Origin of the sequence: uncultured Microbacterium sp., assembly GCF_964244775.1 — a bacterium.
Taxonomy (GTDB): Bacteria; Actinomycetota; Actinomycetes; order Actinomycetales; family Microbacteriaceae; genus Microbacterium.
This window is the reverse complement of the sequence record NZ_CAXTJR010000001.1, coordinates 1-26,870: the sequence shown is the minus strand read 5'-3', so window position 1 is coordinate 26,870 and position 26,870 is coordinate 1. Positions and strand designations below refer to the sequence as shown.

The following is a 26,870-nucleotide window of genomic DNA, read 5'->3' as shown; positions in this document are numbered from 1 at the left end:
ACTCGATCACCGCGACACCGCGCCACCGCGGGCGGCAGGGGTCAATAGTGCGGCGGCACGTCCTGCCGCAGGCGATCATCGTTCGCCCCGGGCGCGCCGGGCTCGGCCTCGTCAGCCGCCGTCGGCTCCTGCGTCGAGCCCGGAGCGGGGGTCAGTCGCGCGCGTCGCGACCCCGGCACCCGGACGATGCGCTGCCGGTCATCAGCTGACATCGATCGGCTGGGTGTCGGTGTCGGCGGTCTGCGTCTCGGGCTCGACTCCCAGCATCCCCGCGATCCTCACCGCGACGGCCGCAGGATCGCTGTACAGGTCGAACGCGTGCACGCGCACGTAGTGCCAGCCGAGCCGGCGGAGGATCTGCGGGCGCAGCCGCAGCGATTCACGCAGCGATTCGCCGACGGTCTCGGGGTCGCTCTCGGCGACGACGGCCTTGCCCCCGTACTGCGCGACGAGGGGCAGGAGGCCGCGGTAGTCGACATCCACGGCGATGCCGAGGCGCCGCAGCTCGCGGGCCAGGGCGAGCGTGAGCGGGTCGGCGAGGTCTTCCAGGCGCGCATCGCGCGCGCGGGCGGCGAGGCCGCCCAGGATCTCCATGAGCGTCGCAGCGCCGTGCTCGAGGCGTCCGTCATCGAAGGCGGAGGGGCGGATGCTCGACACGATCACCATCGAACGACGAGCGCGCGTCATGCCCACGGTCAGAAGCCGCTCGCCGTCCGGCGTCGACAGATCGCCGAAGTCGCTCAGCACACGCCCGTGCTTAGTCAGCCCGAAGCCCAGTGCGAACACGACGCGATCGCGGCTCTCGGCCACCGACTCTTCGAGGGTGAGCACCGCGAACGGCTCGGCGGTGTCGCGCGAGACGAAGTCGGCGACGTCCGAGCGCCCGGCGAAGGCCGCCTCGACGGCGGCGCGCACGCGTTCGGCGTGCTTCGCGCTGGCGGTGACCACCATGAGCGACTCGCTGCCGCGGTTCACGGCGTGCTCGACGACGAGCGTCACCACGCGGGCCACCTCGGCGTCGGGGCTCTCGACGGCACCGCTCACGGGGTCGGGCGCGCCGGTGCCGCCCTCGACGTAGTCGACGCTGAGGCTGCCGCGCCCGAGGTACGAGCCCGCCCACGGGAGCGACACGATCTCGCCGCCGTAGAACGCATCGTTCACGAGCGCAGCGAGGTCTTCGCCGCCGGCGCGGTAGCTGCGGGTCAGGGTCTCGACCGGCAGCAGCTCGGCGAGGCGCTCGAACACCGACGTGCTCTCGAACGGCTCCTCGGGCTCATCCTCCCCGGGCACCGGCCGGCCCGACGCGACGCGGAACGGCGTCGGCCGCTGCGTGACCGGGTCACCGAACACGATCACCTGACCGGCGCGGCGCAGAGCGGGCGCGGCTTCAGCGAGGCACAGGGCCGCAGCATCCGCGATGATCACCACGTCGAAGCGCTGGTTGTCGGGCAGCTCGGGCACGTCGTAGGGCGACGCGAGCCAGACCGGCGCGACCGTGCGCATCAGCGTCGGGGCCGCTGCGAACAGGGCACGCGGTGTGGTCGACGGGTCTTTCAGCACTGCCTTGAGGGCAGCCGCCTCGTCGGCGTGGTCGACGATCCCGATGCGCCACTGCGTCGCGAGCTGCGCGGCAAGGAGCGGGCCGGATGCTGCGGCATGCGCCTCATCGACGAGCCGGAAGTCTCGCTCCAGACGTTCGACGACGGCCGTGTTCGCACCCAAGAGCGCCCGGTCGTTGCGCATCGCGTGCTCCAGCGCCGACTGCCACCAGGCGAACTCGAGCTCGGCGCCCACCCGATCTTCGGGCACGTGCCGCACCGACAGCTCGGTCAGGAGCGGCTCGAGGCCCAGTTCGTCGAGCCGGGTGCGGAGCGTGGCCCGCTCGACGAGGTTGTCGAAGACGTCGGATTCGGCCGCGAGGCCGGCGAGGGTGCGCACGAGCGTCTTGACGGGGAGGCCGACGAGCTCGTTGCCCGGGGATCGGCGGAGGATCACGTCGAGGTCGGCCAGTTCGGCGTTCACGCGCTGCCACGCGACGTGCACATCGGCGAGCCCGAGCGGCACCTCCGGCGCCACGCCGGCATCGACGAACCGCTGCCACTCGGTGCGCTGCTGCTGCACGCGCATGAGCGCTTCGTACATGTCGGTGATGTGCACGCCGGGTCGCACGTATTCGCGGGCGAGGCGGCGGAGCCGGCGGCGGTCGGGGCCGCTCAGGTTCGGTGCGTCGCGCCGCGGGGCGTGCGCCTGGATAAGTTCCACGAGCGGGCGCTCGAAGACGGTGAGGCTGAAGCGGTCGAGCGAGTCGCGGATCCCGCTCAGCAGGCGCAGGTAGACCCCGAGTTCCGCGATCGTGCCGAATGGCCGCATCCGCGTCTGCGCGATGAGTTCGTAGCCGCGCTCGAGCAGCCCGGGGACGTCTTGGCGGTGCAGGGTCGCGGCCAGGCCGTGCGCGATGCGGGCGGCACGGGTCGTGTCGAACGACACTCCGTACCAGGGCGAGTCGTCGGGGCCGAAGCGGAACTCACCGAGCCGCGCGGCCGCGGCGAGCGTACGGGCTGCCTCGTCACGCGCGGGCGCGAGCCGCTCCAGCGTGTCGATGTCGAACCGCGCGGTGGTCGACGGGGCGGGGCTCGTCGAGGCGAGCCGGGTCAGGGTGCGCAGCATCTCGAGCGTCGACACGCCCAGACGCGGGTGGGGGGTCATCACCGCGCCGCGGTAGTCGCGCAACACGCTGCGCAGCCGCACGAGCGCTTCGTCGACGTCAGACACCTTGGGCTGCGTGGCCTTCTCGTTGCGCCCGATCGCGCGGATGAGGTCGCGCTGGACGTGACGCGGCGAGACCGCCATACCGCCCAGGCCGATGCCGGCGAGGCGATGACGCACACCCTCGATCGTCGAGCGGCGAGCACTCACCACCAGCACGCTCTTGCCCTCGCGCACGAGTGCGCCGAGCGCGTTGATCACGGTCTGGGTGCCGCCGGTTCCCGGCAACGTGTGCACCGCGAGCGAATGCCCTGCCGCGATACGGGCGAGCACCGCTTCCTGCTCGGCATCCGCATCCAGCAGGAGGTTGTCGGATGCCGGAGACCGCTCGTCCGGGTTCTGCACCACGGGCGCGGGGCGGCGGGCGGTCAGCGCTGCGCGGTCGTCGTGGTGGCCGGCGAGCGCGTTGAGGATCGGGTGATCGAGGTTCGCCGCATCCCGCGCCATCGACGACCCCACGTCGGCGAACGTGGAGATGACCAGGCGCGGGTGCACCGTGAAGGTGTCGATCGTCGCGGTCAGCGCGCGCAGGTGATCGATCACGGGCTGCGGCTTGAAGAGGCCGCCTTCGTAGGCGTGCGCGGCCAGGGCCGGCCCGTTCAAGGCGATGCCGAAGTGGGTGCGCAGCGCGCGCACGAACTCGGGGTTGACCGTGAACGATCCGTGCAGCTTGAGCTCGAAGTCGGTGTGATGACGACGGATCGCGAGGGGGCGCAGCAGCACGGGCGCGGAGTAGCTGACGCCGCCGATGCGCCACGAGGCGAGGCCGACCGCGAGGCGCACGGCCTCGATGCCGCGTGCGGTGCGCAGTTCGACGTTCTTGGCCGTGATGCGCTCGGCGGCGAGGCGCGCATTGCGCAGCGCCACTTCGTCGCGGAATAGGTTCGACAGCAGCGTCGAGCGGCCGGTGATGAACTGCGGCAGGCTGCCGGGGTGCGCCTGGGTGATCTCGATTCCGGCGTCCTGCCCGTCGATGCCCGCATCGCGCCCACCGGCGAAATGCAGCAGCGTCGAGCGGCCGCCGAGTTCGGCGGATTGGGCGCGCAGACGCGCGCGTTCGGGGTCGGCCGCATTCATCACGGTGACCCCCGGCTCCGGAACGCCGAGATCACCGGGATGCACGGATGCCACGGGCACAGCATCGTCTGCACCGATCACGGCACTACCATCAACTCGCCACACACGAGACACCCTAAGCGCGCGTGCCGCGGCGGCCCGGCATCCCGGGCGGGTTTCGCGGTATTGCCCGGATGCTGTCGCCCGGCGACACGCCGTTTTGATCAGCGGTTCCTCCCCAGGCGCGTCCGCCCGGCGCTCATCCACCGACCGGCTGTGCGCGCCCACGACCCCGATGCGGCCGCACCAGGATGGAGCCATGACCGAGAGCCGATTCCGCCTGATCCCCTCCCCCATCGGCGATGTGATGGTGGTGACCACCGACGAGGGGATCGCGATGCTGCATCCGCTGCACTCCTCCGTCGAGCAGGAGCTGGAGCGGCTCGCGCACCTTCTCGGGCCCGTTCCTGAGGAAAACGACGAGATCGCTCCCGACGCGGCGACGCAGCTCGGCGGATACTTCGACGGCACGCGTCAGAGCTTCGATCTGGCGCTCGACTGGCGGTTCGTCCGCGGGTTCACGCGTGCAGCGCTCGAGGCCGTGCGCGAGATCCCGTACGGCGAGACGGCCGGCTATGGCGAGGTGGCGATCGCGGCGGGCAGCCCCCGGGCGGGCCGCGCCGTGGGCACCGCGTGCGCCACCACCCCCTTCTCGATCGTGGTGCCCGTGCACCGGGTCATCCGGGCCGACGGATCCATCGGCGAGTACGGCGGGCACCCCGAAGTCAAGCGATTCCTCCTCGACCTGGAAGCGGCCGGAGGATGACGGGAGCCGGCGTGTAGGCCGCCGGCATCCCTGACGCGGTGCCCCGCGAGGACCCGAACCTCGCGGGGCACTGCACCTCACTGTCACAAAGAGAATGAACTCTCGTATTGCCCGAATTGTGCTTACGACAATTCTGGGCGGAAATCATTCCCGACGGATATAGTGCATTACATGGCACGAAAAATTGTTCATCAGCTCATCGACGACCTCGACGGCACCCTTATCGAAGTCGGCGCAGGTGAGACCGTCCTCTTTTCCCTTGACGGTGTCGCATATGAAATCGACGTCACCGACCAGAATGCGGCAGCGCTACGCGCCGCCTGGGAGCCCTACGTATCCGCGGCACGGTCGATCTCCACGAGCCGCGGTTCGTCCGGTTCGTCTTCCAGCGCGAAGCGGCGCAGACCTGGTCAGCAGGACTACTCCGCGGTGCGCTCGTGGGCGAAGGAGAACGGCTATCAGGTGTCGGAGCGGGGCCGGGTTCCGGCATCCGTCATCGACGCGTACGAAGCGGCGCACTGACCGTCACACCCTTCTCGCGGCGACGATGATGGACATATGAGTGCCATCGTCGTAGCCCCCGAAGTCGCAACCGCTCTTTCCGAGAATCGCCCGGTTGTCGCGCTGGAATCCACGATCATCTCGCACGGACTTCCGCGTCCGCGCAATCACGAAGCCGCGGTCGAATTCGAAGAGATGCTGCGCGCCCAAGGCGTGACACCGGCGACGATCGCGGTGCTGGATGGTGTCGCGCGCATCGGCCTCGACGCCGAAGGCGTGCGCCGGATCGCCGACGACGACCTCGCGAAAGCCAGCGTGCGCGACCTGCCGATCATCGCCGCGCGCGGCGGAAACGCCGCCACGACGGTCGCCGCGACGTCGCATCTGGCCGCTCTCGCCGGCATCCGCGTCTTCGCGACCGGGGGCCTCGGCGGTGTGCACCGTGGGGCGAGCGACAGCTTCGACGAGTCGGCCGACCTGTCAGTTCTCGCGGTCACCCCGATCACCGTCGTGAGCGCCGGGGTGAAATCGGTGCTCGATATCGCGGCGACGCTCGAGCGCCTCGAGTCGCTCAGCGTGCCGGTCGTCGGGTTCGGCACCACCGTGTTCCCGAGCTTCTGGCTGCGCGAGAGTGCGCACACCCTCGACTGGTCGGTCGACAGCGCCGCCGAAGTGGCCGCAATCATGCGGGCGCAGGATGCTCTGGGTCGCGGTCAGGGCATCGTCGTGGCCAACCCCGTGCCGCTCGAGCAGCAATGGGATCCGCAGGAACATGACCGCGTGCTCGCCCAGGCACTCGGCGAGGCCGACGCGGCGGGCATCCGCGGCAAGGCCGTGACGCCGTTCCTGCTGCTGCGGATCGTCGAGCTGTCGGAGGGCCGCAGCCTCGAGGTCAACCTCGACCTCGCGCGCAACAACGTGCGGGTGGCCGGGCAGATCGCGACCGCGTGGGCCGCCGGCTTGTGACACTCAGCGACGAGAAGAAGCGCATCCTCGTCGTCGGCGACGTGATCGACGACATCGTCGTGATCCCCTCGGGCCCGATCGTTGCCGACACCGACACCCCCAGCACGATCCGGCGGGTCGCCGGCGGCTCGGCCGCCAACACCGCGGCGTGGCTCGGCAAGCTCGGCACACCCGTGACGTTCGTCGGGGCGGTGGCCGCCGCCGACGTGGCGCGTCACACCGCGCTCCTCCCCGGGGTCGACGCCCGACTGCAGCCCGTGGATGAGCCGACCGGCACGATCGTCGTGGTCGTCGACGGCGAGCGCCGGTCGCTCCTCACCGAACGCGGCGCGAACGCCCTGCTCGACCTCGACGCGATCAGCGAGGACCTCCTCGCTGGCAACGGATTGCTCAACGGCGACGGCCTCAGCGGGCCCGGCCACCTGCACCTCACCGGCCACACGATGGCCGCCTCTGACGGTGCGGCGTTCGCGCGGCTGATCCGACGGGCGAAGGGTGCCGGGGCCACGGTTTCGGTCAACCCCGGGTCGGTCGCCTACATCGTCGCCCTCGGCGCCGACAGGTTCCTCGACGTGATCGCGGGCACCGATGTGCTCATCGCGACACTCGCCGAAGGTCAGGCGCTCACCGGCCGGGTAGCGCCGGCCGAGATCTGCGCCGCCCTCGACGTCCCGACGGTCGTGCTCACGCTCGGCCGCGACGGCGCCGTGGTGAACGGGGTCGCGGTGGCGGCAGCATCCGTCACCGTCGTCGACCCGACCGGCGCAGGCGATGCCTTCTGCGCGGGGTTTCTCGCACGCTGGACGGCCGGTGTCGACGCTGTCGCGGCGGCACTGTTCGGCGCCGAGGTCGCAGCCCGCGCACTTGCGATCGTGGGCGGCCGGCCGCTCAGCGCTTGATGCCGAAGAGGAAGTACGACGCCGGGCCGATCCAGTTCATGAGAAGCACGGGCGCCCATACAAGCTTCGGGCCCTTGACGTCGCTCGCGGGGCGGTGCCAGAGGTCCCAGAATGCGAGGAACGCGAACGCCGCCTGCGCGACACCGACGATCGCGACGCCGATGCGCCCCGGAGTGCTGATTTCGGAGAGGTTCGTGCGTGCCATAACTCCATCATGCCTCGCCCGCGACCATCCCGGTCGTTGACCGCCTTCGCACGGCCAAATGTCGCTTCTGTCAAGGCCGGCGCCCGCGCGCGGCCGGGCTCGTATCGTCGTGACTCGAACGGCGAGGAGGGTTGCATGGCACGGATCGGCACGTCGGGATGGAGTTATGACCACTGGGGCGACGTGCTCTACCCGCCCGGCCTCCCGCCGCGCGAGCGCCTCGCGCATTACGTGCGCGCGTTCGACACGGTCGAGCTGAACGCGAGCTTCTATCGCTGGCCGCGACCGGCGATGTTCGCGTCGTGGCGCAATCGTCTGCCGGAGGGGTTCGAGCTCACCGTCAAGGCGCCTCGCGGGCTCACCCACGCGCGCCGGCTGTACGCCCCCGAGGAGTGGCTCGAACGGATGACCGCGGGGTTGCACGAACTGGCCGGGCGGCGCGGGCCCCTCCTGGTGCAGCTGCCTCCAACGATGGAGCGCGACGACGATCGCCTGGAGTGGTTCCTCGCGCGCGTGCCGCCGTGGATGCGGCCGGCGGTCGAATTCCGGCATCCGTCGTGGAACGACGAGGCGGTCTTCGCGCTGCTCGAGCGGCACGGTGCGGCGTACTGCGTCATGAGCGGGGCGGGCCTCGCGTGCATCCTGCGGGCGACATCGTCGCTCGTGTACGTGCGGCTGCACGGGCCCGACACCCACTCGCTCTACGCCGGTTCGTACTCCCCCGGTGAGATCGCGTGGTGGGCAGACCGCATTCGCGAGTGGGAGGCGCAGGGGCACCAGGTCTACGCGTACTTCAACAACGACGGCGGCGGGAATGCGGTGCGGGATGCTGTGGCACTGCGCTCCGCGCTCACGTGACTCGCGGGTGCAAGGGATCTCGATACGCTCGCTGGCGCTCGTTACTCGATCACCGTGGCGCGCGCCAGCGCCGCCGCTCCCGCCGCTGCGGAGGTCGAGTAGGCGCGCCAGCGCCCGCCCTTCTGCGGAGGTCGAGTAGGCGCGCCAGCGCCGTACCGAGACCCGCCGACGTACTACGCAAATCCGAGCGATCTCGATACGCTCGCAAGCTCGCTACTCGATCACCGCGGCGCGCGCCAGCGCCCGTCCCCCTGCGGAGGTCGAGTAGGCGCGCCAGCGCCGTACCGAGACCCGCCGACGTACTACGCAAATCCGCGAGATCTCGATACGCTCGCTGGCGCTCGCTACTCGATCACCGCGGGGTCCCTAGCCGGACGGGTTGTCGACCGGCCGGTCGTTCTCGTCGGTAGTGTCCGGCACGCCCTTGGTCTTGTCGACCGGGTCGTCGCCTTCGCTCGCCGACTCGGGTGCGGGCTCTTCGATCCTCGGTGCTGACTCGTCCACGTCGTGTCCTTTGCTCGAGCGAATCGGCGGCCAGGCGGCTCATCGATCCCGCTGATGCGACGGTATCCCCGGATGCCGTCACCCGACGAGCACTTGACATCGCGGATGCCGCGGGCCAGCGCCCCCCGCGGAGGTCGAGTAGGCGCGCCAGCTCCCCCCGCGGAGGTCGAGTAGGCGCGCCAGCGCCACCCCGCGGAGGTCGAGTAGGCGCGCCAGCGCCGTATCGAGACCCCTCAGCCGACGTACTACGCCAATCCGGGCGATCTCGATACGCTCGCTGGCGCTCGCTACTCGATCACCGCAACACGCGCTCGCAAGCTCGCTACTCGATCACCGCAACACGCGCTCGCTGGCGCTCGCTACTCGATCACCGCTACGCGCGGCCGAGCTCGTCGCGAACGATGGCCGCGCCCGCACCCAGCGCGGTCAGCTTCCCGAGCGCGACATCCCGAGGCAACGGCGCCATGCCGCAGTTCGTGCTGGGGATGAGCTTGTCGGCGTCGACGAAGTTGAGCGCCTTCCGGAGGGTGTCGGCGACTTCCTCCGGGGTTTCGACCGTCTCGCTCGCCACGTCGATGGCCCCGAGCATGACTTTCTTGCCGCGGATGAGCTCGATGAGATCCATGGGCACATGGGAGTGGTGCGACTCGAGCGAGACGGTGTCGATGGTCGACTGCTGCAACAGCGGGAACGTCTTCTCGTACTGTCGCCACTCCGACCCGAGGGTCGCTTTCCAGTCGTTGTTCGCCTTGATCCCGTAGCCGTAGCAGATGTGCACTACGGTTTCGGCGCGCAGGCCCTCGGCCGCCCTTTCCAGCGCCGCCACCCCCCAGTCCTGAACGTCATCGAAGAAGACGTTGAATGCGGGCTCGTCGAACTGGATGATGTCCACGCCGGCCGCCTCGAGCTCTTTCGCCTCCTGATTGAGGATCGTCGCGAACTCCCACGCCAGCTTCTCGCGGCTCTTGTAATGGCGGTCGTAGAGCGTGTCGATCATGGTCATCGGGCCAGGGAGCGCCCACTTGATCGGCTGATCGGTCTGCTGACGGAGGAATTTCGCGTCGTCGACGAACACCGGCTTCTCGCGGCTCACGGCGCCGACGACGGTCGGCACGCTCGCGTCGTACCGATTGCGGATTCGAATGGTCTCGCGCTGCTCGAAGTCGACCCCGGTCAGATGCTCGATGAACGTCGTGACGAAGTGCTGGCGGGTCTGCTCCCCGTCGCTGATGATGTCGATGCCGCCGTGGCGCTGCTCCTGGACGGCGATCCGCAGCGCATCCTGCTTGCCTTCGATGAGCGCATCGCCCTCCAGCTTCCACGGAGACCAGAGGGTCTCCGGCTCCGCAAGCCATGAGGGCTTCGGGAGGCTGCCGACGATCGAGGTGGGAAGAAGTGTGGTCATGATCGGTGATCCTCCGCCGGTCACGCGACCGGAGTGGGGTAGTTGGCGGCCCATTGGTCCAGCACGTCTCTGTGCGGGTTCACGAAGTGCTCCTCCGTGTACTTCCCCTGCTTTTTCGCGAGCTGATTGCGCTCGACGCGGTCGTAGCCGATCTGCGTCTGCGAGTAGTCCTGCTGCTCGAGGCTCGGTCGGTAGACGCCTGCGGCAGCCGAGTTCGCGTTGTAGATCTCGGGGCGATAGATCTTCTGGAAGGTCTCCATCGTGCTGATCGTGCCGATGAGCTGCAGGTTCGAATAGTCATTGAGCAGGTCGCCGCGGAAATAGAAGGCGAGCGGCGCCACGCTGTTGCGCGGCATGAAATATCGGGCCTTCAGCCCCATTTTCCCGAAGTATTCGTCGGTCAGCGAGAACTCGTCCTGTCGATACTCGACACCGAGGATCGGGTGGTGATTCTCGGTTTGAGAATACGTTCTGCTCGTCGACACGCTGATGCAGATCACGGGCGACGTGCGGAAGCGCTCCCGGTACACCTCGGAGTCGAGGAAGTGCTGGAATAGCTTGCCGTGCAGATCACCGAAGTCGTCGGGGACGGTGAACTTGCCCGCGGCCTCGGTGGCCGCCGGCAGCACCACGCTGAAGTCGAAATCACGGACGTACGACGAGAAGTTGTTCCCCACGATCCCGTGGTGACGTTCGCCGGTCTGCCGGTCGACGATCTGAATGTCGAGAACCTCGAGCAGCGGAAACTCCTGGTCTTCGCCTCCCGCGGTGAACTCCAGTTCGACGGTGATGATCTCGAGCTCGAGGCTGTAGCGGTCGCGGGTCGGGTTGTCCCAGGAGGCGAGGTCGTTGAATCGGCGGTCGATCATCGTCAGGGCGTTGCGGAGGTTCTGCTGACGGTGCTCGCCTCGGGCCAGATTGGCGAAGTTCGTCGTGATTCGAGAACTGTCCGACGGCGAGTAGTCCTCGTCGAAGCGGGTGGTGGTGATGTTGAATGCGAACTCGTTCGCCATGCGCGGCCAATCGGGAGCTGATCGGCCGGGCTCGGCCTAAGGAAAGTAGGTACAGCCATCGTGCCGGAACATTGCGCCCATCAGCAAACTCGACGAGCCTATGCATCCCGATAGCCTTTGCCTATGGCTAGAGGACCGGACAGTATTACGCTGCAGCAGCTGCACTACTTCATCGAGGTCGCCGCGGAGGGCTCGATCAGCGCCGCTGCCGACATCCTCTATGTCTCGCAGCCCACGATGTCGGCGGCGATGAAAGACCTCGAGACCCGGGTGGGCCGCCCCCTCCTCCTACGCTCCGCCCGCGGGGTGACGCTCACCCCCGATGGTGCGGAGTTTCTCGGGTACGCCAGGCAGGTCACCGAGCAGGTAGCGCTCCTCGAGCAGCGCTACCTGGGTCGGCCGCCGTCGCGACGCCTGCTCGGGGTTTCGGCGCAGCATTACTCGTTCGTGGTCGACGCGTTCGTCCGCATGGTGAAGGGCAGCGGGGCGGACGAGTACGAGTTCTCGCTGCGAGAGGCTCGCACCTGGGACATCATCGAGGATGTCCGTACGCTCCGCAGCGAGCTCGGCATCCTGTACCGAAACGACTTCAACCGAAACGTCATCGACAAACTGCTCCGGGATTCGGGGCTCGCATTCCGTCCGCTCTTCCTCGCAGAGCCGCACATCTTCATTTCGCGGAAGAACCCCCTCGCCTCGCGAGATCGCGTCGCCCTCGCCGATCTCGCCGACCTGCCGCGGCTCACCTTCGACCAGGGGGCGAACAATTCGTTTTACTTCGCCGAAGAGATCCTCTCCACGTTGTCGAGCAAGCAAGAGATCCGGGTCTCCGACCGTGCCACGATCTTCAACCTGATGATCGGGCTCGACGGCTACACGATCTCGACGGGCATCATCAGCGACGACCTCGATCCGGCGATCGTCGCCATCCCGCTCGACGTCGACGAACGCATCGAGATCGGCTGGATCGGCCATTCCGCCATCCCGCTCACCCAGCAAGCACAGCGGTACCTCGATGAACTGCGGGCCGTCGTGGCGAGCTTCGGCGTTGCACTGCTCGGCTGAACCGCTCTAACTGCCCGCGATACCGAGTTCCGCTCCGATGATCGCGACGGACGAAGCAAGGGCTTCTCTCTTCGCGGGCGAGAGCGGGGCGAGCACAGACTCGTCGACTTCTCGGCCGGCCTCCGCCGCCTTCGCGAGCAACTCCTGACCCGAGGGGGTCAGCTCGATGAGGTGGCTCCGACGATCGTTCGGTCTTTCCGCCCGTCGCAGAGCGCCCAGTGTCTGCAGGTCATCGATCATCTCCACGATGGCGCTCGGCACCAGGCCCAGCGCCCGCCCGAGGTCTTGCTGCGTGCTCGCCGGCATACTCGCAACTGCCGCCATCAGCCCGAAGTGCTTGGGGCGGATGCCGAGCGGCTCGAGAGCCGCCGAGAACCGCAGCGTGATGACCTGTCCGATCTTGGTGAGCAGGTAGCCAGGCCCGAAAGCATTTGATGAATCCATCCAACTATCATATGGTGACTGAATAATTCAGTCACAGAACAATACTCCTACAGACCAACTGGTGGCGCCGGGCATCTACCGCCTCGGAGACGACAAGGTGAACTTCTACCTGGTCGATCGCGAGGGCACACTACTTCTCGTGGATGCTGGACTACCCAGCCACTACGCACAGCTTGAAGATCTCCTCACTGCACTGGGCCGTTCCGTCGCTGACATCACCGCCATCCTCCTCACCCACGCGCATCCCGATCACGTGGGCCTCGCCCAGCGCGTGCAGAACGCCGGCGGAGCACCTGTCTGGGTGCACGCCGCTGACGCACCGATCGTGCAGGATCCGAGCACCCTCTCGACACACTGGAAGGCGGAGCGGTCGATGGTGGGCTACATTCTGCGCCGACCGGCGATGCTCGCCGTGCCGATTCACCTCGCGCGCTCTGGAGCGTTCAAGGCGAAGGCGGTCACGACGGTGCGCACGTTCACTGGCGGCGAGACGCTCCCCGTCGCCGGCATCCCGATCGCGATCTCCGTACCTGGCCACACGTCGGGAAGCGCGGCGTTCCTGTTTCCCGGGGTGATCTTCACCGGCGACGCTCTCGTGACGCGCGACGACCTGGTGGGCCGCTCCGGCCCGCGCACGGTCGCGCGGGCTTTCACCCAAAGCGGCACTGAGGCGCTGGCCTCGTTAGACGTGCTCGCCGATCTGGATGCCTCTCTCGTGCTGCCCGGGCACGGCGACCCCTACATCGGTTCCATCGCCGCAGCAGCCAAAGAAGCGATCGCGGCCGGGGTCAGCTGACACTGTCCGGAATTTGGTACGGCTCGGCGGCCCGATCATGGTCGAGCACCGGCATCCACACCCGCATCGTAGACGGGCCGGCATTGCCCCACTGGTAGTAGGGGATGAGCGCCACATCGATGGCAGCACCCGACGCCCGATCGGCCGGCGTGCCGACGAAGGGCCACGTGTGCTCGTCGAACGAGACCGGCACCAGAGGGATGACGACACCGTCGTCGCTGTCGCGGGGCTCGCCCGCAACGCGAAACTCCTCGACGCTCAGTTGATCGTCGGCCGCGCGCTCGAGGCACATCACGAGGGGTCCGCGCTCGACGGCGACCTGTCCGCGCAGGGCGTCGATGCGAGGATCGGGATGCACTAGCCGCGGGTGCACCGGCAGCTCGAGAACGACGGAGTCTCCCACGCGCACCGGCGCCGCCGGCCTCACCCACCCGGGCTGTGCGTCGAGGGAGACTCCGTTGACCACCAAGCGGGCACCCTCATCCGCCCACTCTGGGACACGCAATGCGATCCGCGCGCCGACCTCGGGCGCCTCGACGACCCGCACGGTGATGCGTCCCCCGCGGGGGTAGTCGGTCTCCACCTCGAGCGTCACCGCCCCGCCTTCCGGCGCCGCCGTGATCCGCGACGACGCGTACTGCTGCAGGTAGACGGTGTCGCCGTCGATCGCCGCGAGGTAGGCGTCGAGCGATGCGAGCGTGCGCGCCACGTTCGGCGGGCAGCACGACACTGCGAACCAGGGCGCGCGCATGCTCGCCGCCGCGCGTGGACTCACCTCGTCCGCGGCAGGGACGGTGCCGGGCGAGCGTCGGTGCAAGGTGTTCGTATAGAAGAAGGAGTGCCCGTCGGCCGCCGGCGATGTCGCCACGATGTTGTAGAGAAGCCGCTCGATCATGTCGGCGTAGTGCGCCTCGCCCGTGGCGAGCAGCATCCGCTGGTAGGCCATGATCGAGCCGACCCCCGCGCAGGTCTCGCTGTAGGCACGTTCGGACGGCAGTTCCCAATCCCCGCCGAATGACTCGCCCTCGTGGTGCGCCCCGGTCCCGCCGGTCAGGTACGTGCGCCGGGCGCGCGTGCGTTCAAGTTGATGCTCGACCGCGTGCAAGAGCGGGTCGTCGCCCGTTTCGATCGCGGTGTCGATGGCGCCCGCGGTCAGGTACATCGCCCTGACCGCGTGCCCGCGCAGCACCTCCGCCTCGCGAATGGGAATGTCGTCCTGGAAGTATTCGCGGCCGAACTCGATGTCTGCCAGTGTGCCGGTGCCTCGGCGCTCGATGAACAGCCGCGCCTGCTCCAGGTAGCGCGGGTCGCCGGTCTCGCGAGCGAACTCGACGAGCGCCGACTCGATCTCGGGGTGACCGCAGACCGACTCGATTCCTCCTGCGCCGAATATCTCGCACACATGGTCTGCGGCCCGCACAGCGGCGCGGACGAGGTCGTCTTCGCCGTGCGTGCGGCTGCGTGCCACCGCCGCCTGGAAGAGGTGCCCGTAGCAGTACAACTCGTGACCCCACTCCAGGTCGGAGTACCGCGACCCCTGACCCGGGCGACCGAATCGGGTGTTGAGGTATCCGTCGGGCTCCTGAGCGGCGACGATGCGCGCCACCAACGATTCGTACGATCGCGCGAGCTCCGGGTCGCCGGTGCGCCCGATCTCCCACGCCATCGCCTCGACGAGCTTGTAGACGTCTGAATCACTGAACTCGCGCCCGGTGCGGTCTGCGGGCAGGCGACCTTCGACGGCGGCGTCGAAGTTGCCGATCCAGCCGAGGCGTTCCATCCACGAGTAGCAGTGGCCGATGATGGCGGTGGCGTTGAGTTGCTGCAACTCGGCCCAGAATCCACCCGCTATGCGCGCATTCTGCGAACCCAGCGGGGTAAGTATGCCCCGACTGGGCACGACGGGCGAGGCGGTCATTTCACGGCTCCCAGAGTCAGGCCCTCGCGCAGCAGCCGGTAGGTGAAGAAGAACAGCACGAGGATCGGCACCGACGTGATCACCGCAAGCGCCATCAGCCCCGGCCAGTTGATGCCGAAGGCCGACACTTGAGCTGCCAGCAGCGCGCTCAACGGGTAGTTGAGGGGCGAGAGGAAGAAGTTCACGGCGTAGAGGAACTCGCCCCACGCGAGCAGGAACACGAGGGTTGCGGTGGTGGCGATGCCGTTGCGCGCCAGAGGAAGCATCACTGAGAAGAACACGCGGATGCTGGAGGCTCCGTCCAGGGCCGCCGCCTCCTCGATTGCCAACGGCACCGCGCGGAAGAAGGGCCGCAGCAGCAGCACGGCGAAGGGTGTCAGCAACGCGCTGTCGGCGATGATCAGGCCGAGGTTGGTGTCGAGAAGGTGCCATTGGCCGAAGATCTGGAAGAGCGGGATGACGTTCGCCGTCTGGGGCAGCATCTGGAAGACGATGAGCGCGCCGAGCACGATCGTGGTGATCCGCGAGTCGTATCGGGCGAGTCCGTACCCGGCCGGGATCGCGATCGCGACCGTCAGCGCTGTCGTTCCCGCCGCGATCACGAACGACTGCTGCAGCGCCGTGTACAGGCCCGAGTCGGAGAGGGCCGACACGTAGGCGTCGATGGTCGGCCGAAACAGCAGGGATGCCTGCGAGCCGATGACGTCTTGGGGCGATTTGAGCGAGGTGAGCACGATCCACAGGAGCGGAACCGCGTAGAGCAGGAACAACACGACGCGCAGAGCGCTGGCCACGGGAGTGCGCGCGACGCGCCGCTTGCGGGTCGTCCTGGCGCCGGACGCGACGACCACCGCCATCACCTCTCCTCCTTCCGCACGCTGCGCGCATAGAGGACCGCGAGCACGAGCACCATCAGCACCGCGATCAGTGCGGTCGCCGCGCCGACACCGAAGTCGAAGCGCACGAACGCCTGCACATACCCCAGGAACGGAAGCGTCGTCGTGGCGCTGCCGGGGCCGCCGAAGGTCATCACGTAGATGAAGTCGAAGGAGCGGAATCCGTAAACCACGGTCAGGACCGTGAGGATGGTCGTGGTCGGGCGCACCGAGGGCACGATGATGTGACGGATCTCCTGCCATCGCGACGCACCATCCACTCGCGCCGCCTCGTACAGATCGGCGGGGATGCCGATCATCGCCGCGCGATACACGAGGGCGTTGAAGGGCACGACCACCCACGCGTTCACGAGTGCGACCGATATCAGTGCGATGCGGTCGTCGTACAGGAACGGCACTGCGGTCTGCGCGATCCCCAGATCCATGAGCACAGTGTTGAAAAGCCCCGAACTGCCGAGCAGGAACTTCCATACGCTGCCGTTCACCACGGGGGGCAGCGCCCAGACGAACACCAGCAGAGCGAGGATGAGCCCAGGCCATTTGCCGACGGGTGCTAACAAGATCGCAGCCGCCAGCCCCCCAACGAGCCCGATGACCGTGACGATCGCGACGAACACGATCGTGTTGACGATCACGCTGCCGAACGCGCCGTCTCCGAAGTTCTGGATGACGTTCTGCAAGCCCACGAAAGGCCAGTCGCCACTGAGGTTGCTCACCCGCACGCCACTGACGCTCATCCGCAGCAGTTGCACGAGCGGATAGACCGCGAAGACGGCGAGGAAGACCGCGGCCGGCAGCACGTAGAGCAACAGCCGGCTCGATCCGACGCCGGCGAGCCGGTGCCGGCGGCGCTGCCCACCCCCCATCCTCATCGTGTCTGGGCGAACCTTGCCGCGGGTGGCTGCGGTCACATCCGACACGGGGTACTCCTGAGGAAGCGGGTTGGGGGTGGGCAGAGTCAATGCCGTCAGTGTCAGAGTGACTTATCGAGAGCCGCCATGACCTGATCCGCTGCAGCATCCGGAGTGAGTTGGCCACTGATGACCCCGCTCCAGGCCTGTCCGACGGCCAGTTCGACATCCGCGATCGCCTCCGGCGGGATGGCCGCGTCGGGATAGTTCGCGCCGTTCTTCGCGATCGAATCGGCGAACGAAGCGATCAGGGTGTTGGACGTGACCGAATCCGAGGCTGCAGCATCCTTGCGTGCCGGAATGCTGCCCACAGTTGTGGCCGCCGTGACGCCGCCGTCCTCGCTGAAGTATGTCGACTCCAGGTACTTCCACGCGAGATCGGGGTGCGTGCTGAACGCCCCGATACCCTCGCCTTCCCCACCGAGGTAGACCCCTCCGTCCGCGCCGATCGGCAGCGGCACGACGCCGTACTTGAACTTTGCGGTCGACTCGGCAGTGCCTGTCTGCCAGTTGCCGTTCTCGGCGAAGGCGTAGCCGCCCGCGGCGAACGTCTGGAACGGCACCGTCTGATCCCAGGTCGATGCCTCACGAGTGAGCGCTCCCGACGCAGTCCACTTCTGGACGGCCGTGAACCCTTCGACGAGGGGCTCGCGCTTCGGGTCGACGTAGGTGAAGCCGAACGACGAGAGCCACGGGTACGCCTGCCACTCACCCTGAGAGTTCGGCAGGCCCGAGAGGGTGATGCCCCCCTTACCCGCTGCGACAGCCGCATCCAGCGCACTGTTGAGATCATCCAAAGTCTTGGGCGGCTCGACTCCGAGCTCGGTGAGCAGGTCGGCGTTGTACCAGAGACCCAGAAGGTTCACGTAGCCCTGTGCCGAGTACACCTTGTCGTCGAGGCTGTGGATGACCGACTCGGGGAATTGGTCGGCCCCGTCGAATTTCGACCAGTAATCGTCGAGCGGGGCGAGCACTCCGCCGAGCGCCAGCGTGCTCGTGTCGGCGCCGTTGAAGACCACCACATCGGGGCCGGTCTTCGTGGAAGCCGAGGATATGAGCCGCGGGTTCAGCTGGTCGTAGGGAACGAAGACGTTCTCGACCGTCACATCGGGGTTGGCATCCTCGAAGGTCTTCTTGTAATCCGTGAGGATCTTGAGCTGATTGTCGTCGCTGAAGTAGTGCCACACGGTGAGGGTCTGTGCTCCCCCGGACGCGTCTGTGGGGGCCTGCGAGCTCGGCGTACAGCCGGTCAGCACGACGGCGAGCGCCGCCGTCGACGCGACCAAAACGCGACCGAGTAGACGAGATTTGCTGTTCATCTTCGGAACCTGCTCCTGATCATCATTGATACCGACAGCGCCGAGATGTACGACACCGTACCTTCGGAAACTCCATGAAAGGGTTTCTGAATCGTAAGCCTCTAATTCCGGCGCGTCAACGCACTTGTCAGAAAAGTTGCGGGAGTTTCGGAAACCTGGAACGATGACATTCGTGCGACCCGCGCGATTCAGGACGCAGGACGCGAGGACGCAAGGAGTGCCGGATAACGATGACCGATGAAATGAGGAAGCGGTCGACGCTTCGCGAGGTGGCCGAACTCGCAGGGGTTTCGATGGGCACGGCGTCGAAGGCGCTCAACGACCGTCAGCACGTGCGGGCGAGCACTCGCGTCAAAGTGCGAGAGGCGGCGGCGGCGCTGTCGTTCACGCCCAACGAGGCGGCGCGCAGCCTCATCGGCGGCCAGACCGGCACGGTCGGGCTCATCACCGGAGATCTCGAGGGCAGGTTCAGCCTGCCGATTCTCATGGGCGCGGAAGACGCCTTCGGCGCCGGGCGGGTGTCGGTGCTGCTCTGCGATGCACGCGGCGACACGATCCGCGAGAAGTATCACCTCGACGCACTGCTGCGCCGAAACGTCGACGGCATCATCGTGGTGGGCTCCCGGACGAATCCCCGACCTCGGCTGTCGGGGTCGCTTCCGGTGCCCGTGGTCTACGCGTACGCGCCGAGCGAGTCGGAGTCGGATGTATCGGTCGTGCCGGATGACACCGGAGCGGGCGCTCTTGCCGCCGAACACCTACTCGCGACCGGTCGGCGGCGAATTGCCCACATCTCAGGCGACCCCGACTACACCGCCGCGCACGAGCGCGCAGACGGCATCGTCGCGGTGCTTGAACAGCAGGGCCTCAGCCTCGTGCAGGGCCGGCCGCTGTTCGGTGCGTGGTCGGAGCACTGGGGACGCACCGCCGTCACCCGGCTCCTCGAGGCCGGCGACGAATTCGATGGCCTCGTCTGCGGCAGTGATCAGATCGCCCGGGGCGCGCTCGACGCGCTGCGGGCGGGTGGGCGCAACGTGCCGCGAGACGTGGGAGTCATCGGCGTCGACAACTGGGAGCCCATGACGATCGGCGCTTTTCCCATGCTGACCAGCGTCGACCTGAACCTCGAAAGGCTGGGACGCGAAGCTGCCAAGCTGCTCTTCACGTCGATGGCCGGCCCTGCTACCGCCGGCATCCATCGTGTGCACGGGCGGGTCGTCACGCGCGAGAGCACGTAGCGAGCCCGGCGGGCTCGATGGGGCCTCGCGCAATGACTACGTAAGACTCTGCACACTCGATCGCCTCGGGATGCTCGGAATATCACGCTCTTGTCCGCTCCTACCTCAGCGAGTGCTGCGGGTGTTCGGCGCGGTGGTGGCCGACCGGCAATCCGAACATCGCCGTGCCTCGAACACAGGACATGAGATTCATTCCCACTAAAGTCCATGGCGCCCTCGACTACATCGTCGCAATTGCGCTGATTCTCGCCCCTTTCATCTTCGGGTTCGTCAGCTACGGCGGTGCGGCCGTCATCATCCCGATCGTGCTCGGCATCGGCCTGATCGTCTACAGCCTGTTCACCCGCTACGAATGGGGACCGTTCAAGCTGATCCCGATGCCGGTGCACCTGGTGTTCGACATCGTCGCCAGCCTGTTCCTCATCGCATCGCCGTTCCTGTTCGGCTTCTCGTCGGCAGCGCTGAACGTCTGGCTGCCTCACGTGGTGGTCGGTGTCGCCGTCATCCTGGTCGTCATCTTCTCCAAGACCGCCCCAGAGACGTCGGTTCAGGCACGATCGAGCGACTCCGCAGCTACGCGTCGAACCCGCGAGGCGTAAGGAACGCAGGTCTCGTGGCCGGGAGTGAGGCAACGAAGCCTACTCCCGGCCACTTTCTGCGTGTGCCGCCGAACCTAGTGAGTGCATTAACCTGTTCCACCCCTCACCGCTGACCGGTCCTTCAACCGCGACCGGTCGGGCATCGCTGAGATAATCACCGGCATGTACGTTGCACGCATCGCGAAGTGGGACAAAGCCGTCGAATGGCCGCTCACGATCGCCGCAATCCTCTTCTTGATCTCCTACGCGACGCAGATCATCGCTCACCCCGACGGGTTCGTGAATGAGCTCTGCGAGGCTGTGCTCTGGGTCACCTGGGCGATATTTCTCGTCGACTACGTCACGCGCCTGACAATCGCCGAGAACCGATGGCGATGGTTCTATCGGCACCTTCTCGATCTCGCCATTGTCGTCCTTCCCATGCTCCGGCCTCTCCGTCTGATGCGGTTTCTCACCGTGCTCGCCATCATCGGTCGCGGCACAGGCAACGTCCTGCGCGGCCGCGTCGTCATTTATACGGTCGGCGCGACAGTGCTCACAATCTTCATCGCCGCTCTTGCGGTCCTGGATGCTGAAAACGGCGCCAGCGATATCAAAACGTTCCCCGACGCGATCTGGTGGGCCTTCGTCACCATCACCACTGTCGGCTACGGAGACTTCTACCCCGTCACACTCACCGGTCGGATCGTCGCCGTCGGACTCATGATCGGCGGGATCGCACTCATCGGCGTCGTCACCGCCACACTTGCATCGTGGATCGTCGAACGCGTCGCCGACCAAACCACGAAGACCGCCGCTGCAACTGAAAGCCAGGTCGAGGACCTTCGCCGCGAAATCATTGAACTGAAAAGCATGATCCGCGGACTCGGGATTGCTGCACGGATAGGTGACAGGTTGTAGTCACGCCGCCAATGCGGCGGTCGTGCTCATGATGGTCTCGAACTCGACCGGGGTCAAACGCCCGAGTCGGGGTTGGCGTCGACCGCGGTGGTAGGTGCGTTCGATCCAGGTGACGATCGCGATGCGCAGCTGCTCGCGTGTGGTCCAGGATCGGCGGTCGAGGACGTACCTCTGGAGCAGGGCGAAGAACGATTCCATGGCCGCGTTGTCGGCGCTGGAGCCGACTCGGCCCATCGATCCGACCATGCGGTGGCGGGTCAAGGCACGCAGGAATTCCCGGCTTCGAAATTGACTGCCGCCGTCGCTGTGAACAGTACAGCCGGCGACGTCGCCGCGCATCGCGACCGCGTTCTCTAGGGCTTGGACGGCCAGTCGGGACTTCATTCTCGAGTCGATCGAGTACCCGACGATACGTCCACTGAACACGTCCTTGATCGCGCAACAGTAGAGCTTGCCTTCCGCGGTTTTGTGTTCCGTGATGTCCACCAGCCAGAGCTCGTTCGGAGACTCGGCGGCGAACACGTGCCGGGTTCGTCCGTCCTCGTCGATGACAGCGCAAAAGTCATCGTGCACGGGTGGTCCGGGCCTGCGTCCCTTGCCGCGCTTGATTTTGCCGAACGCGCTGAACCAGCCGCTGGCGATCCCCGCGCTGCTCATCGGCATCCTCTGGCCGACGCGATCCGCCACGCGGTCCGATCCGCCATCGCCTCGCCCGCCTCCGCAGCCTCGTCGGCGAGGAGCCGGTGCCCGAATTCCGGGTCATCCTTGTGCGCGTCCAACAGCGCGCTCGCCCGATACGCCTCCACCACCTCGCTGGGCGTGATGGGGTCCGCCAGCCACCGGTAGTGGGCTGGCGTGAGAGCTTGAGAACCTCGGCACGTCACCGACACGGGAATCCCCGAGACGGCGGGCTCAGTCACGAGCGGGTAGAACCTTTTCCCGGCAGGTTCGCCTGCGACAAATAGGCCGCCGCCCTCCGCCGAACCTCGTTCTCCTGCTCAAGCAGCCGGATCCGTTTCCGCGCTTCCCGCAGCTCGGCACCCTCGGTGCGGGACTGGCCGGGCTTGGTTCCGTCGTCGACCGCAGCACGCTGCAGCCACTTCTGAAGGGTCATCGGGTGGACGCCGAAGTCTTTCGCGATCTGCTCGATCGTCACTCCGGGCTCACGGTTGCGCGCGATGCGGACCACGTCGTCACGGAACTCGGTCGGGTAGGGCTTTGGCACGATGCCATCCTTACAGGCCGCCCACTCGGGCAAGCCAGATCAGATGTCACCTATTCATGCAGCAGTCCCCTTCCTTCTCCGAGCGGCATGGCTACAAAGCGATTCGCACGCTCGGCCAGCGGGAGAGCCTCGACGAACGCTCGCGGCTAGAGATTTGGAATTTGCTGGCGGTTCTACCGTGAGAGTTTGAGAAGTTCTTCAGGGACACGACGCAGTACGACATCCTAGAGGCCGTCTGGGTCGGGCAGTTCAAGCAGGCTCGCGACGAGATGCCGTACGACCCGATCGTGTGGAGGCGAGTCAAGGAGCACATCTTGCTCGGTCCTTGGAACGAGGTGCTCGACCTGCTGGAATCGTTCGTTATGAATTGGGAACAGGTGACGTCCCCTGGAGTGGTGGAGGATTCGGCCGGGTTGTCTTCGTCGTAGACGTTGGTGAGCCATCGTGCGATGGTCAGTGAGAACCGATCAAAGCTACTCACAGAAAGACACAAGCGCACGATGGCTCTAGACCAGTCTGCCCTCCTCGAGCTCCTCGGGGAACTGAAACTCACCGATGTCAACGACCGGATCCGGACAGCGACCGAGACGCTCTACCAGGAGCTGATCGACGCGGAAGCGGCCGCGTTCATCGGCGCTGCCCCGTTTGAGCGCACCCCCGCGCGGGTTACGCAACGCAACGGGACGCGTCCCCGCACCCTCACGACCACGGCTGGTGATCTCGAGCTGCGGATCCCGAAGCTGCGGACCGGGTCGTTCTTCCCATCGCTGCTGGAACGACGCCGCCGGGTCGACCAGGCGTTGTTCGCGGTCGTGATGGAGGCTTATGTCCACGGCGTGAGCACGCGCAAGGTCGACGATCTGGTGAAGGCGCTCGGCGCCGACACCGGGATCAGCAAGTCGGAGGTGTCGCGGATCTGCGCGAACCTCGATGAGGACGTCGCCGCGTTCCGCGACCGGCCGCTCGCGGACACCACCTACCCGTACGTGTTCCTCGACGCGACTTACTGCAAAGCGAGGATCGGCCGGCGGGTGGTCTCTCAAGCTGTCGTGGTCGCGATCGGCGTCGCCGCCGACGGACGCCGCGAAGTCCTCGGCTTCGAGGTCGGAGACACCGAGTCGCAGCCGTTCTGGACCACGTTCCTGCGGTCGTTGAAGGCCCGCGGGCTCGACGGGGTGAAGCTGGTGATCAGTGACGCTCACACGGGGCTGATCGCTGCGATCGACACCGTCTTCCAAGGCTCGTCGTGGCAGCGGTGTCGGGTGCACTTCATGCGCAACGTGCTCTCCAACGTCCCGAAGACCGCCGGGCCAATGGTCGCGTCGATTATCCGCACGATCTTCGCGCAACCCGACACCGAGCACGTCTTCACCCAGTTCCACGAAGTCGTCCGGATGCTCACCCACTCGCATCCCAAGGTCGCCGGCATGCTCGAGGACGCGAAGAACGACATCCTCGCGTTCTGCGGCTTCCCCATCGCGCACTGGCGTCAGATCTGGTCCACGAACCCGCTCGAGCGGGTCAATAAGGAAATCAAGCGCCGCACCTACGTCGTCGGCACCTTCCCGAACCCGGCCGCGCTGCTACGCCTGGCCGGGCACGTCCTGATCGAGCAACACGACGAATGGGACGGCGCTGATCGCCGCTACTTCAGCGAGCACTCCATGAAGCTCCTGAACGCCAACACCGAGGAGGTGGCGATCCCGGAACTGACCGCGGCATAATCAAACAACTGATCCCGCACGGTGTCGAGAATCTCCACCACTCACCGGGACGTCACCTTGGGAACATCACCAGACGGCGAAGTCCGAAGGGTTGAAGCTGGCATTTCTCGACGCACTGAATGGGCGTTTCGAGTCCGAGTTGATCGGATACAGGTTTGTTGGTTTGGAGATCACCCCGGTCGACACCAGCGCAGGGGCCGAGGCAATCACCGGCGCTCAAGCGGACGCATATGCGATTTCTGGTGCACGTCATGCGCTAGATCGGGCCGTCGAACTGCTGGCAGACAGGGCCACGCCGGACTACATAAACTCGATCAAGGAATCGATTTCGGCGGTCGAGGCAGTCGTCAAGAAGGTCACTGGAGAAGGCACCCTGGGCAAGGGTTTATCCAAGCTAGAGTCTGCCGGGCTGACGATCCACCCCGCACTCAAGGGTGCATGGTCGTAGATGTACGGCTGGACGTCGAATGAGGACGGCATCTGCCATGGCGGGATCGAAGCCGCAGAGGCCGACCATGCCCTTGCCGATGAAACGCGTGTTCCAACCGAACAGTCCACGGGCCATGCAAAGCGGTTCCCCGGTGAGCGCGCGCGTCTTTCCTGCGCGCGATTGACTCGGCGATCGCGCCGGACGGCGTCGACTGAAAGCCGGTGGCGTGTCGAGTAGTGGTCCAGAGTCCGGGTCCCCGGTGTCATGCACCGACCGTTCGACGGGCCACTGGCCGGGGTGCGCCCGCAGACTGCCGCAAGGTGATACTTTCGGCCGGGGGCCCGGTCGTCGTTCCCTCACCGAGGTGGGGGCAATGTATCCAAGCGCACTAGGTGCGGCTGTCTTCGGACGGCGAAGCTTCTTCGTAAGCAGTGATGATCTGTGAGCGATCGTCTCGACGATTCGTCTCTCAACGGCACTGACCGGGACGACCGGGTCCCCTCGCGCAGCGTCAGGCCAGGCGAGGATGCTCTCAAATATGGAATGGAGCGAGAAAGCAGGCGGCTGAGGGTTGTTCAACGCAGAAGGCGGGTCGCAGCGCGTGCAGCACTCCGATACCAAGGAATCCTCCGTTGGACGACGAGTCACCTCCGAGCTGACTCAGCGGAGGTGGATCGCTTGCAAGTTGTCGAACGACGCGTACGCGGCGACACTCTCGTGAATAGCCCGTTCGACGATTGCGCACAACCTGTCGCGGGTGGGCATCTGACGGCCGGGGCCGTCGCGCTGACAGTTGGGCTGTTGCCGCTCGTGTCTCCTGCTATCGCCGGGATGTCCGGTGACTGACGCGCTTGCGGAGTTCGCATTCCATCTTGCGACTGATGCGGCGACGCTCGCGACTATGATCGCCCGTCTGGGTCGGGTGTCTTCCACGAGAGGTCGTGATGGACAACTCCCTGAGGCATACGCGAACTCGATGAACGAGGCGCACATCCTGTCGCTTCGCGACAAGTTAAGGGCCGGGGAGTGGTCTTTCATCGCCTATCGCGAACGGTTGGCGCCCAAGACTCACGAGGTCCCTCCGCGACAGATCTCAATCGCCGCGGCGCGGGATCGCGTCCCAATGCAAGTCATGAACAACGCCCTGATTTTCGGCGCCGAGTACGCGCGGCGGCAGTCGCCGCACCGCGTGATGAGGCGACTCGTCGAGACCGCGCAACATACGGGCTTCGACCACGTGATCCGGCTCGACATCAAGAACTTTTATCCTACGGTCGAACACGCGGCCGTCGAAGAAGAGCTGGATAGGCATGTTGGGGTGAATGCAGTAAAAAACATCATCCTCCGGGCACTGCGAACGCCGACGATTGCCGACCACGCGCCCGCGCACGGAGAGCCTCGAACGCGAGGCATTCCGCAGGGGCTCGCGATCTCCAACTCGGTTGCCGAGTTGGTGTTGCATAGTTTTGATGTGACATGGCGCGACGACGACTCAGTCAGGTATTTCCGGTACGCCGATGACATGGTGTTCCTCACACGTCGGGACAGGCACCAGCAGATCTATCAAGAAGTTCGAAAGCACCTCGCTCCGATAGGAATCGAGCCTCACCCTTACACGGCGAGTAGCAAGAGCCAGTGGGGACGACTCCGTGACGGCCTCGAGTTCTTGGGCTACCGAGTAACCCCCGCCGAGGTGAGCGTGAGGTCGTCTGGCGTGCACCGCTTGAAGCGCTCGATCGCCCTGTCTTTCGCGCGCTATACCACCGAGCGTGCGTCGCCAGACATGCGCGTACAGCTCCTTGCACTCGCACGACTCGCCTGGTTTCTGAACCTGCGCATCACCGGTTGCATCCTCGACAAGGAGAGCCGCGGATGGGTGCAGTACTACGCTTTGCTGACCGACATTGGCCTGCTGAAGGACTTGGACTACTTCGTCGGCGCGCTCGCCCGCGTAAATGGTGTGACCGATTGGCTGGAACAGAAATCGTTCATTCGAACTTATCGCAAGTGGGCTAGACGATCAGTCGATACCACGGGTTACATCCCCAACTTCGACGAGTACACGGATAGCGACAAGCGGGCTGTTCTTGAAGAGGTGTATGGCGTCACAGAACAACGGATGAATGCGAATGGGCCCGTATGGGTGGAACGAGAGTTTGCTCGTCGCACTCGTCTCCACGTCCACAGCATGGAACGCGATCTGACACCCAACTACTAACGAAGTTGGCGTAGGATCCTCGACACCGAGCCGTATCCAGCTTCAGTGCGACCTGCCCGGAAACAATCTGGGCTTAAGACCAACTTCGGGTCCAACCTTTCGATAGGCGTGGTCGAATCATCGCCCAGCTAGGTGTGATGTCCAGGCAGGTTGTTGAGTCTGCTGACGGGTTCGGCTCCGATTGCGGA

24 protein-coding genes and 1 pseudogene are annotated in these 26,870 nt (G+C 66.3%); 14 read left to right on the top strand and 11 right to left on the bottom strand.

The window, feature by feature from the left end; genetic code table 11:
• Window positions 1–209: hypothetical protein (locus ACFE6Z_RS00125; RefSeq protein ID WP_375383672.1), on the top strand; the 209-nt coding region annotated here is incomplete at its 5' end.
• On the opposite strand, the gene ACFE6Z_RS00120 is transcribed toward ACFE6Z_RS00125, so the two are convergent.
• Entirely contained in the window at window positions 202–3,921 is a 3,720-nt protein-coding gene (locus ACFE6Z_RS00120) for an AAA family ATPase (RefSeq protein WP_375384611.1), read from the bottom strand. The two genes, ACFE6Z_RS00125 and ACFE6Z_RS00120, sit on opposite strands and share 8 nt — an antisense overlap.
• 220 nt (window positions 3,922–4,141) lie before the next feature.
• Between ACFE6Z_RS00120 and ACFE6Z_RS00115 the strand changes: the two genes are divergently transcribed.
• From ACFE6Z_RS00115 to ACFE6Z_RS00100, 4 genes are all read left to right on the top strand, one after another.
• Window positions 4,142–4,648, top strand: coding sequence for a methylated-DNA--[protein]-cysteine S-methyltransferase (locus ACFE6Z_RS00115; RefSeq protein ID WP_375383671.1), 507 nt, complete (start codon window positions 4,142–4,144; stop codon window positions 4,646–4,648).
• A 171-nt stretch (window positions 4,649–4,819) separates the two neighbouring features.
• Window positions 4,820–5,170: an Lsr2 family protein gene (locus ACFE6Z_RS00110; RefSeq protein ID WP_375383670.1), complete on the top strand. Its 351-nt coding sequence runs from the start codon at window positions 4,820–4,822 to the stop codon at window positions 5,168–5,170.
• A 36-nt stretch (window positions 5,171–5,206) separates the two neighbouring features.
• On the top strand, window positions 5,207–6,115 hold the full coding sequence (locus ACFE6Z_RS00105) for a pseudouridine-5'-phosphate glycosidase (protein ID WP_375383669.1): 909 nt from the start codon (window positions 5,207–5,209) through the stop codon (window positions 6,113–6,115).
• Complete coding sequence (locus tag ACFE6Z_RS00100; protein WP_375383668.1) at window positions 6,097–7,014, top strand: carbohydrate kinase family protein; 918 nt, start codon at window positions 6,097–6,099, stop codon at window positions 7,012–7,014. The genes ACFE6Z_RS00105 and ACFE6Z_RS00100 overlap by 19 nt, the downstream gene beginning before the upstream one ends.
• Here the strand turns inward: ACFE6Z_RS00100 and ACFE6Z_RS00095 are convergent.
• The gene (locus ACFE6Z_RS00095; protein ID WP_375383667.1) at window positions 7,004–7,219 is read right to left on the bottom strand and encodes a PLDc N-terminal domain-containing protein; all 216 of its coding nucleotides are present in this window, start codon (window positions 7,217–7,219) and stop codon (window positions 7,004–7,006) included. The two genes, ACFE6Z_RS00100 and ACFE6Z_RS00095, sit on opposite strands and share 11 nt — an antisense overlap.
• Window positions 7,220–7,354: 135 nt before the next feature.
• On the opposite strand from ACFE6Z_RS00095, the gene ACFE6Z_RS00090 reads away from it, so the two are divergent.
• The gene (locus ACFE6Z_RS00090) at window positions 7,355–8,077 is read left to right on the top strand and encodes a DUF72 domain-containing protein (RefSeq protein ID WP_375383666.1); all 723 of its coding nucleotides are present in this window, start codon (window positions 7,355–7,357) and stop codon (window positions 8,075–8,077) included.
• 366 nt (window positions 8,078–8,443) lie between these two features.
• On the opposite strand, the gene ACFE6Z_RS00085 is transcribed toward ACFE6Z_RS00090, so the two are convergent.
• The 3 genes from ACFE6Z_RS00085 to ACFE6Z_RS00075 all read right to left on the bottom strand — a co-directional run bounded on the left by ACFE6Z_RS00085 (window position 8,444) and on the right by ACFE6Z_RS00075 (window position 10,999).
• Window positions 8,444–8,581 (bottom strand): hypothetical protein, encoded by a 138-nt coding sequence (locus ACFE6Z_RS00085; RefSeq protein WP_375383665.1) that lies wholly within the window; start codon window positions 8,579–8,581, stop codon window positions 8,444–8,446.
• Window positions 8,582–8,954: 373 nt separating this feature from the next.
• Window positions 8,955–9,986 carry a methionine synthase gene (locus ACFE6Z_RS00080; protein WP_375383664.1) on the bottom strand — a complete coding sequence of 344 codons (1,032 nt, stop codon included), beginning with the start codon at window positions 9,984–9,986 and terminating at the stop codon, window positions 8,955–8,957.
• Window positions 9,987–10,006: 20 nt separating this feature from the next.
• Window positions 10,007–10,999: a DUF1852 domain-containing protein gene (locus ACFE6Z_RS00075; protein ID WP_375383663.1), complete on the bottom strand. Its 993-nt coding sequence runs from the start codon at window positions 10,997–10,999 to the stop codon at window positions 10,007–10,009.
• A gap of 123 nt (window positions 11,000–11,122) precedes the next feature.
• Between ACFE6Z_RS00075 and ACFE6Z_RS00070 the strand changes: the two genes are divergently transcribed.
• Complete coding sequence (locus ACFE6Z_RS00070) at window positions 11,123–12,064, top strand: LysR family transcriptional regulator (RefSeq protein ID WP_375383662.1); 942 nt, start codon at window positions 11,123–11,125, stop codon at window positions 12,062–12,064.
• A 6-nt stretch (window positions 12,065–12,070) separates the two neighbouring features.
• Here the strand turns inward: ACFE6Z_RS00070 and ACFE6Z_RS00065 are convergent, their stop codons facing one another.
• Window positions 12,071–12,508 (bottom strand): MarR family winged helix-turn-helix transcriptional regulator, encoded by a 438-nt coding sequence (locus ACFE6Z_RS00065; RefSeq protein ID WP_375383661.1) that lies wholly within the window; start codon window positions 12,506–12,508, stop codon window positions 12,071–12,073.
• A 61-nt stretch (window positions 12,509–12,569) separates the two neighbouring features.
• On the opposite strand from ACFE6Z_RS00065, the gene ACFE6Z_RS00060 reads away from it, so the two are divergent.
• Window positions 12,570–13,304: an MBL fold metallo-hydrolase gene (locus ACFE6Z_RS00060; RefSeq protein WP_375383660.1), complete on the top strand. Its 735-nt coding sequence runs from the start codon at window positions 12,570–12,572 to the stop codon at window positions 13,302–13,304.
• Here the strand turns inward: ACFE6Z_RS00060 and ACFE6Z_RS00055 are convergent.
• The 4 genes from ACFE6Z_RS00055 to ACFE6Z_RS00040 are packed head-to-tail and all read right to left on the bottom strand — an operon-like array spanning window position 13,297 to window position 18,348.
• Window positions 13,297–15,222, bottom strand: a complete 1,926-nt coding sequence (locus ACFE6Z_RS00055) for a glycoside hydrolase family 127 protein (RefSeq protein WP_375383659.1) — start codon at window positions 15,220–15,222, stop codon at window positions 13,297–13,299. The two genes, ACFE6Z_RS00060 and ACFE6Z_RS00055, sit on opposite strands and share 8 nt — an antisense overlap.
• Window positions 15,219–16,079 carry a carbohydrate ABC transporter permease gene (locus ACFE6Z_RS00050; protein ID WP_375383658.1) on the bottom strand — a complete coding sequence of 287 codons (861 nt, stop codon included), beginning with the start codon at window positions 16,077–16,079 and terminating at the stop codon, window positions 15,219–15,221. Before ACFE6Z_RS00050 ends, ACFE6Z_RS00055 begins: the two co-directional genes overlap by 4 nt.
• Window positions 16,079–17,080, bottom strand: coding sequence for a carbohydrate ABC transporter permease (locus ACFE6Z_RS00045; protein WP_375383657.1), 1,002 nt, complete (start codon window positions 17,078–17,080; stop codon window positions 16,079–16,081). Before ACFE6Z_RS00045 ends, ACFE6Z_RS00050 begins: the two co-directional genes overlap by 1 nt.
• Window positions 17,081–17,091: 11 nt before the next feature.
• Window positions 17,092–18,348, bottom strand: a complete 1,257-nt coding sequence (locus ACFE6Z_RS00040) for an extracellular solute-binding protein (protein ID WP_375383656.1) — start codon at window positions 18,346–18,348, stop codon at window positions 17,092–17,094.
• Between the two features lie 230 nt (window positions 18,349–18,578).
• On the opposite strand from ACFE6Z_RS00040, the gene ACFE6Z_RS00035 reads away from it, so the two are divergent.
• The 3 genes from ACFE6Z_RS00035 (at window position 18,579) to ACFE6Z_RS00025 (ending at window position 21,085) form a co-directional block, all read left to right on the top strand.
• Window positions 18,579–19,586 carry a LacI family DNA-binding transcriptional regulator gene (locus tag ACFE6Z_RS00035; protein ID WP_375383655.1) on the top strand — a complete coding sequence of 336 codons (1,008 nt, stop codon included), beginning with the start codon at window positions 18,579–18,581 and terminating at the stop codon, window positions 19,584–19,586.
• Window positions 19,587–19,768: 182 nt separating this feature from the next.
• Window positions 19,769–20,185: a hypothetical protein gene (locus ACFE6Z_RS00030; protein WP_375383654.1), complete on the top strand. Its 417-nt coding sequence runs from the start codon at window positions 19,769–19,771 to the stop codon at window positions 20,183–20,185.
• A gap of 162 nt (window positions 20,186–20,347) precedes the next feature.
• Window positions 20,348–21,085, top strand: coding sequence for a potassium channel family protein (locus tag ACFE6Z_RS00025; protein WP_375383653.1), 738 nt, complete (start codon window positions 20,348–20,350; stop codon window positions 21,083–21,085).
• Here ACFE6Z_RS00025 and ACFE6Z_RS00020 read toward each other — a convergent pair.
• Window positions 21,086–22,310 (bottom strand): annotated as a pseudogene (locus ACFE6Z_RS00020) (IS3 family transposase).
• A gap of 500 nt (window positions 22,311–22,810) precedes the next feature.
• Here ACFE6Z_RS00020 and ACFE6Z_RS00015 point away from each other — a divergent pair.
• The 3 genes from ACFE6Z_RS00015 (at window position 22,811) to ACFE6Z_RS00005 (ending at window position 26,682) form a co-directional block, all read left to right on the top strand.
• On the top strand, window positions 22,811–24,034 hold the full coding sequence (locus ACFE6Z_RS00015; RefSeq protein WP_375383652.1) for an IS256 family transposase: 1,224 nt from the start codon (window positions 22,811–22,813) through the stop codon (window positions 24,032–24,034).
• A gap of 91 nt (window positions 24,035–24,125) precedes the next feature.
• Window positions 24,126–24,482 carry a hypothetical protein gene (locus tag ACFE6Z_RS00010; protein WP_375383651.1) on the top strand — a complete coding sequence of 119 codons (357 nt, stop codon included), beginning with the start codon at window positions 24,126–24,128 and terminating at the stop codon, window positions 24,480–24,482.
• 958 nt (window positions 24,483–25,440) lie between these two features.
• On the top strand, window positions 25,441–26,682 hold the full coding sequence (locus tag ACFE6Z_RS00005) for a reverse transcriptase domain-containing protein (protein ID WP_375383650.1): 1,242 nt from the start codon (window positions 25,441–25,443) through the stop codon (window positions 26,680–26,682).
• Window positions 26,683–26,870: the final 188 nt, after the last annotated feature.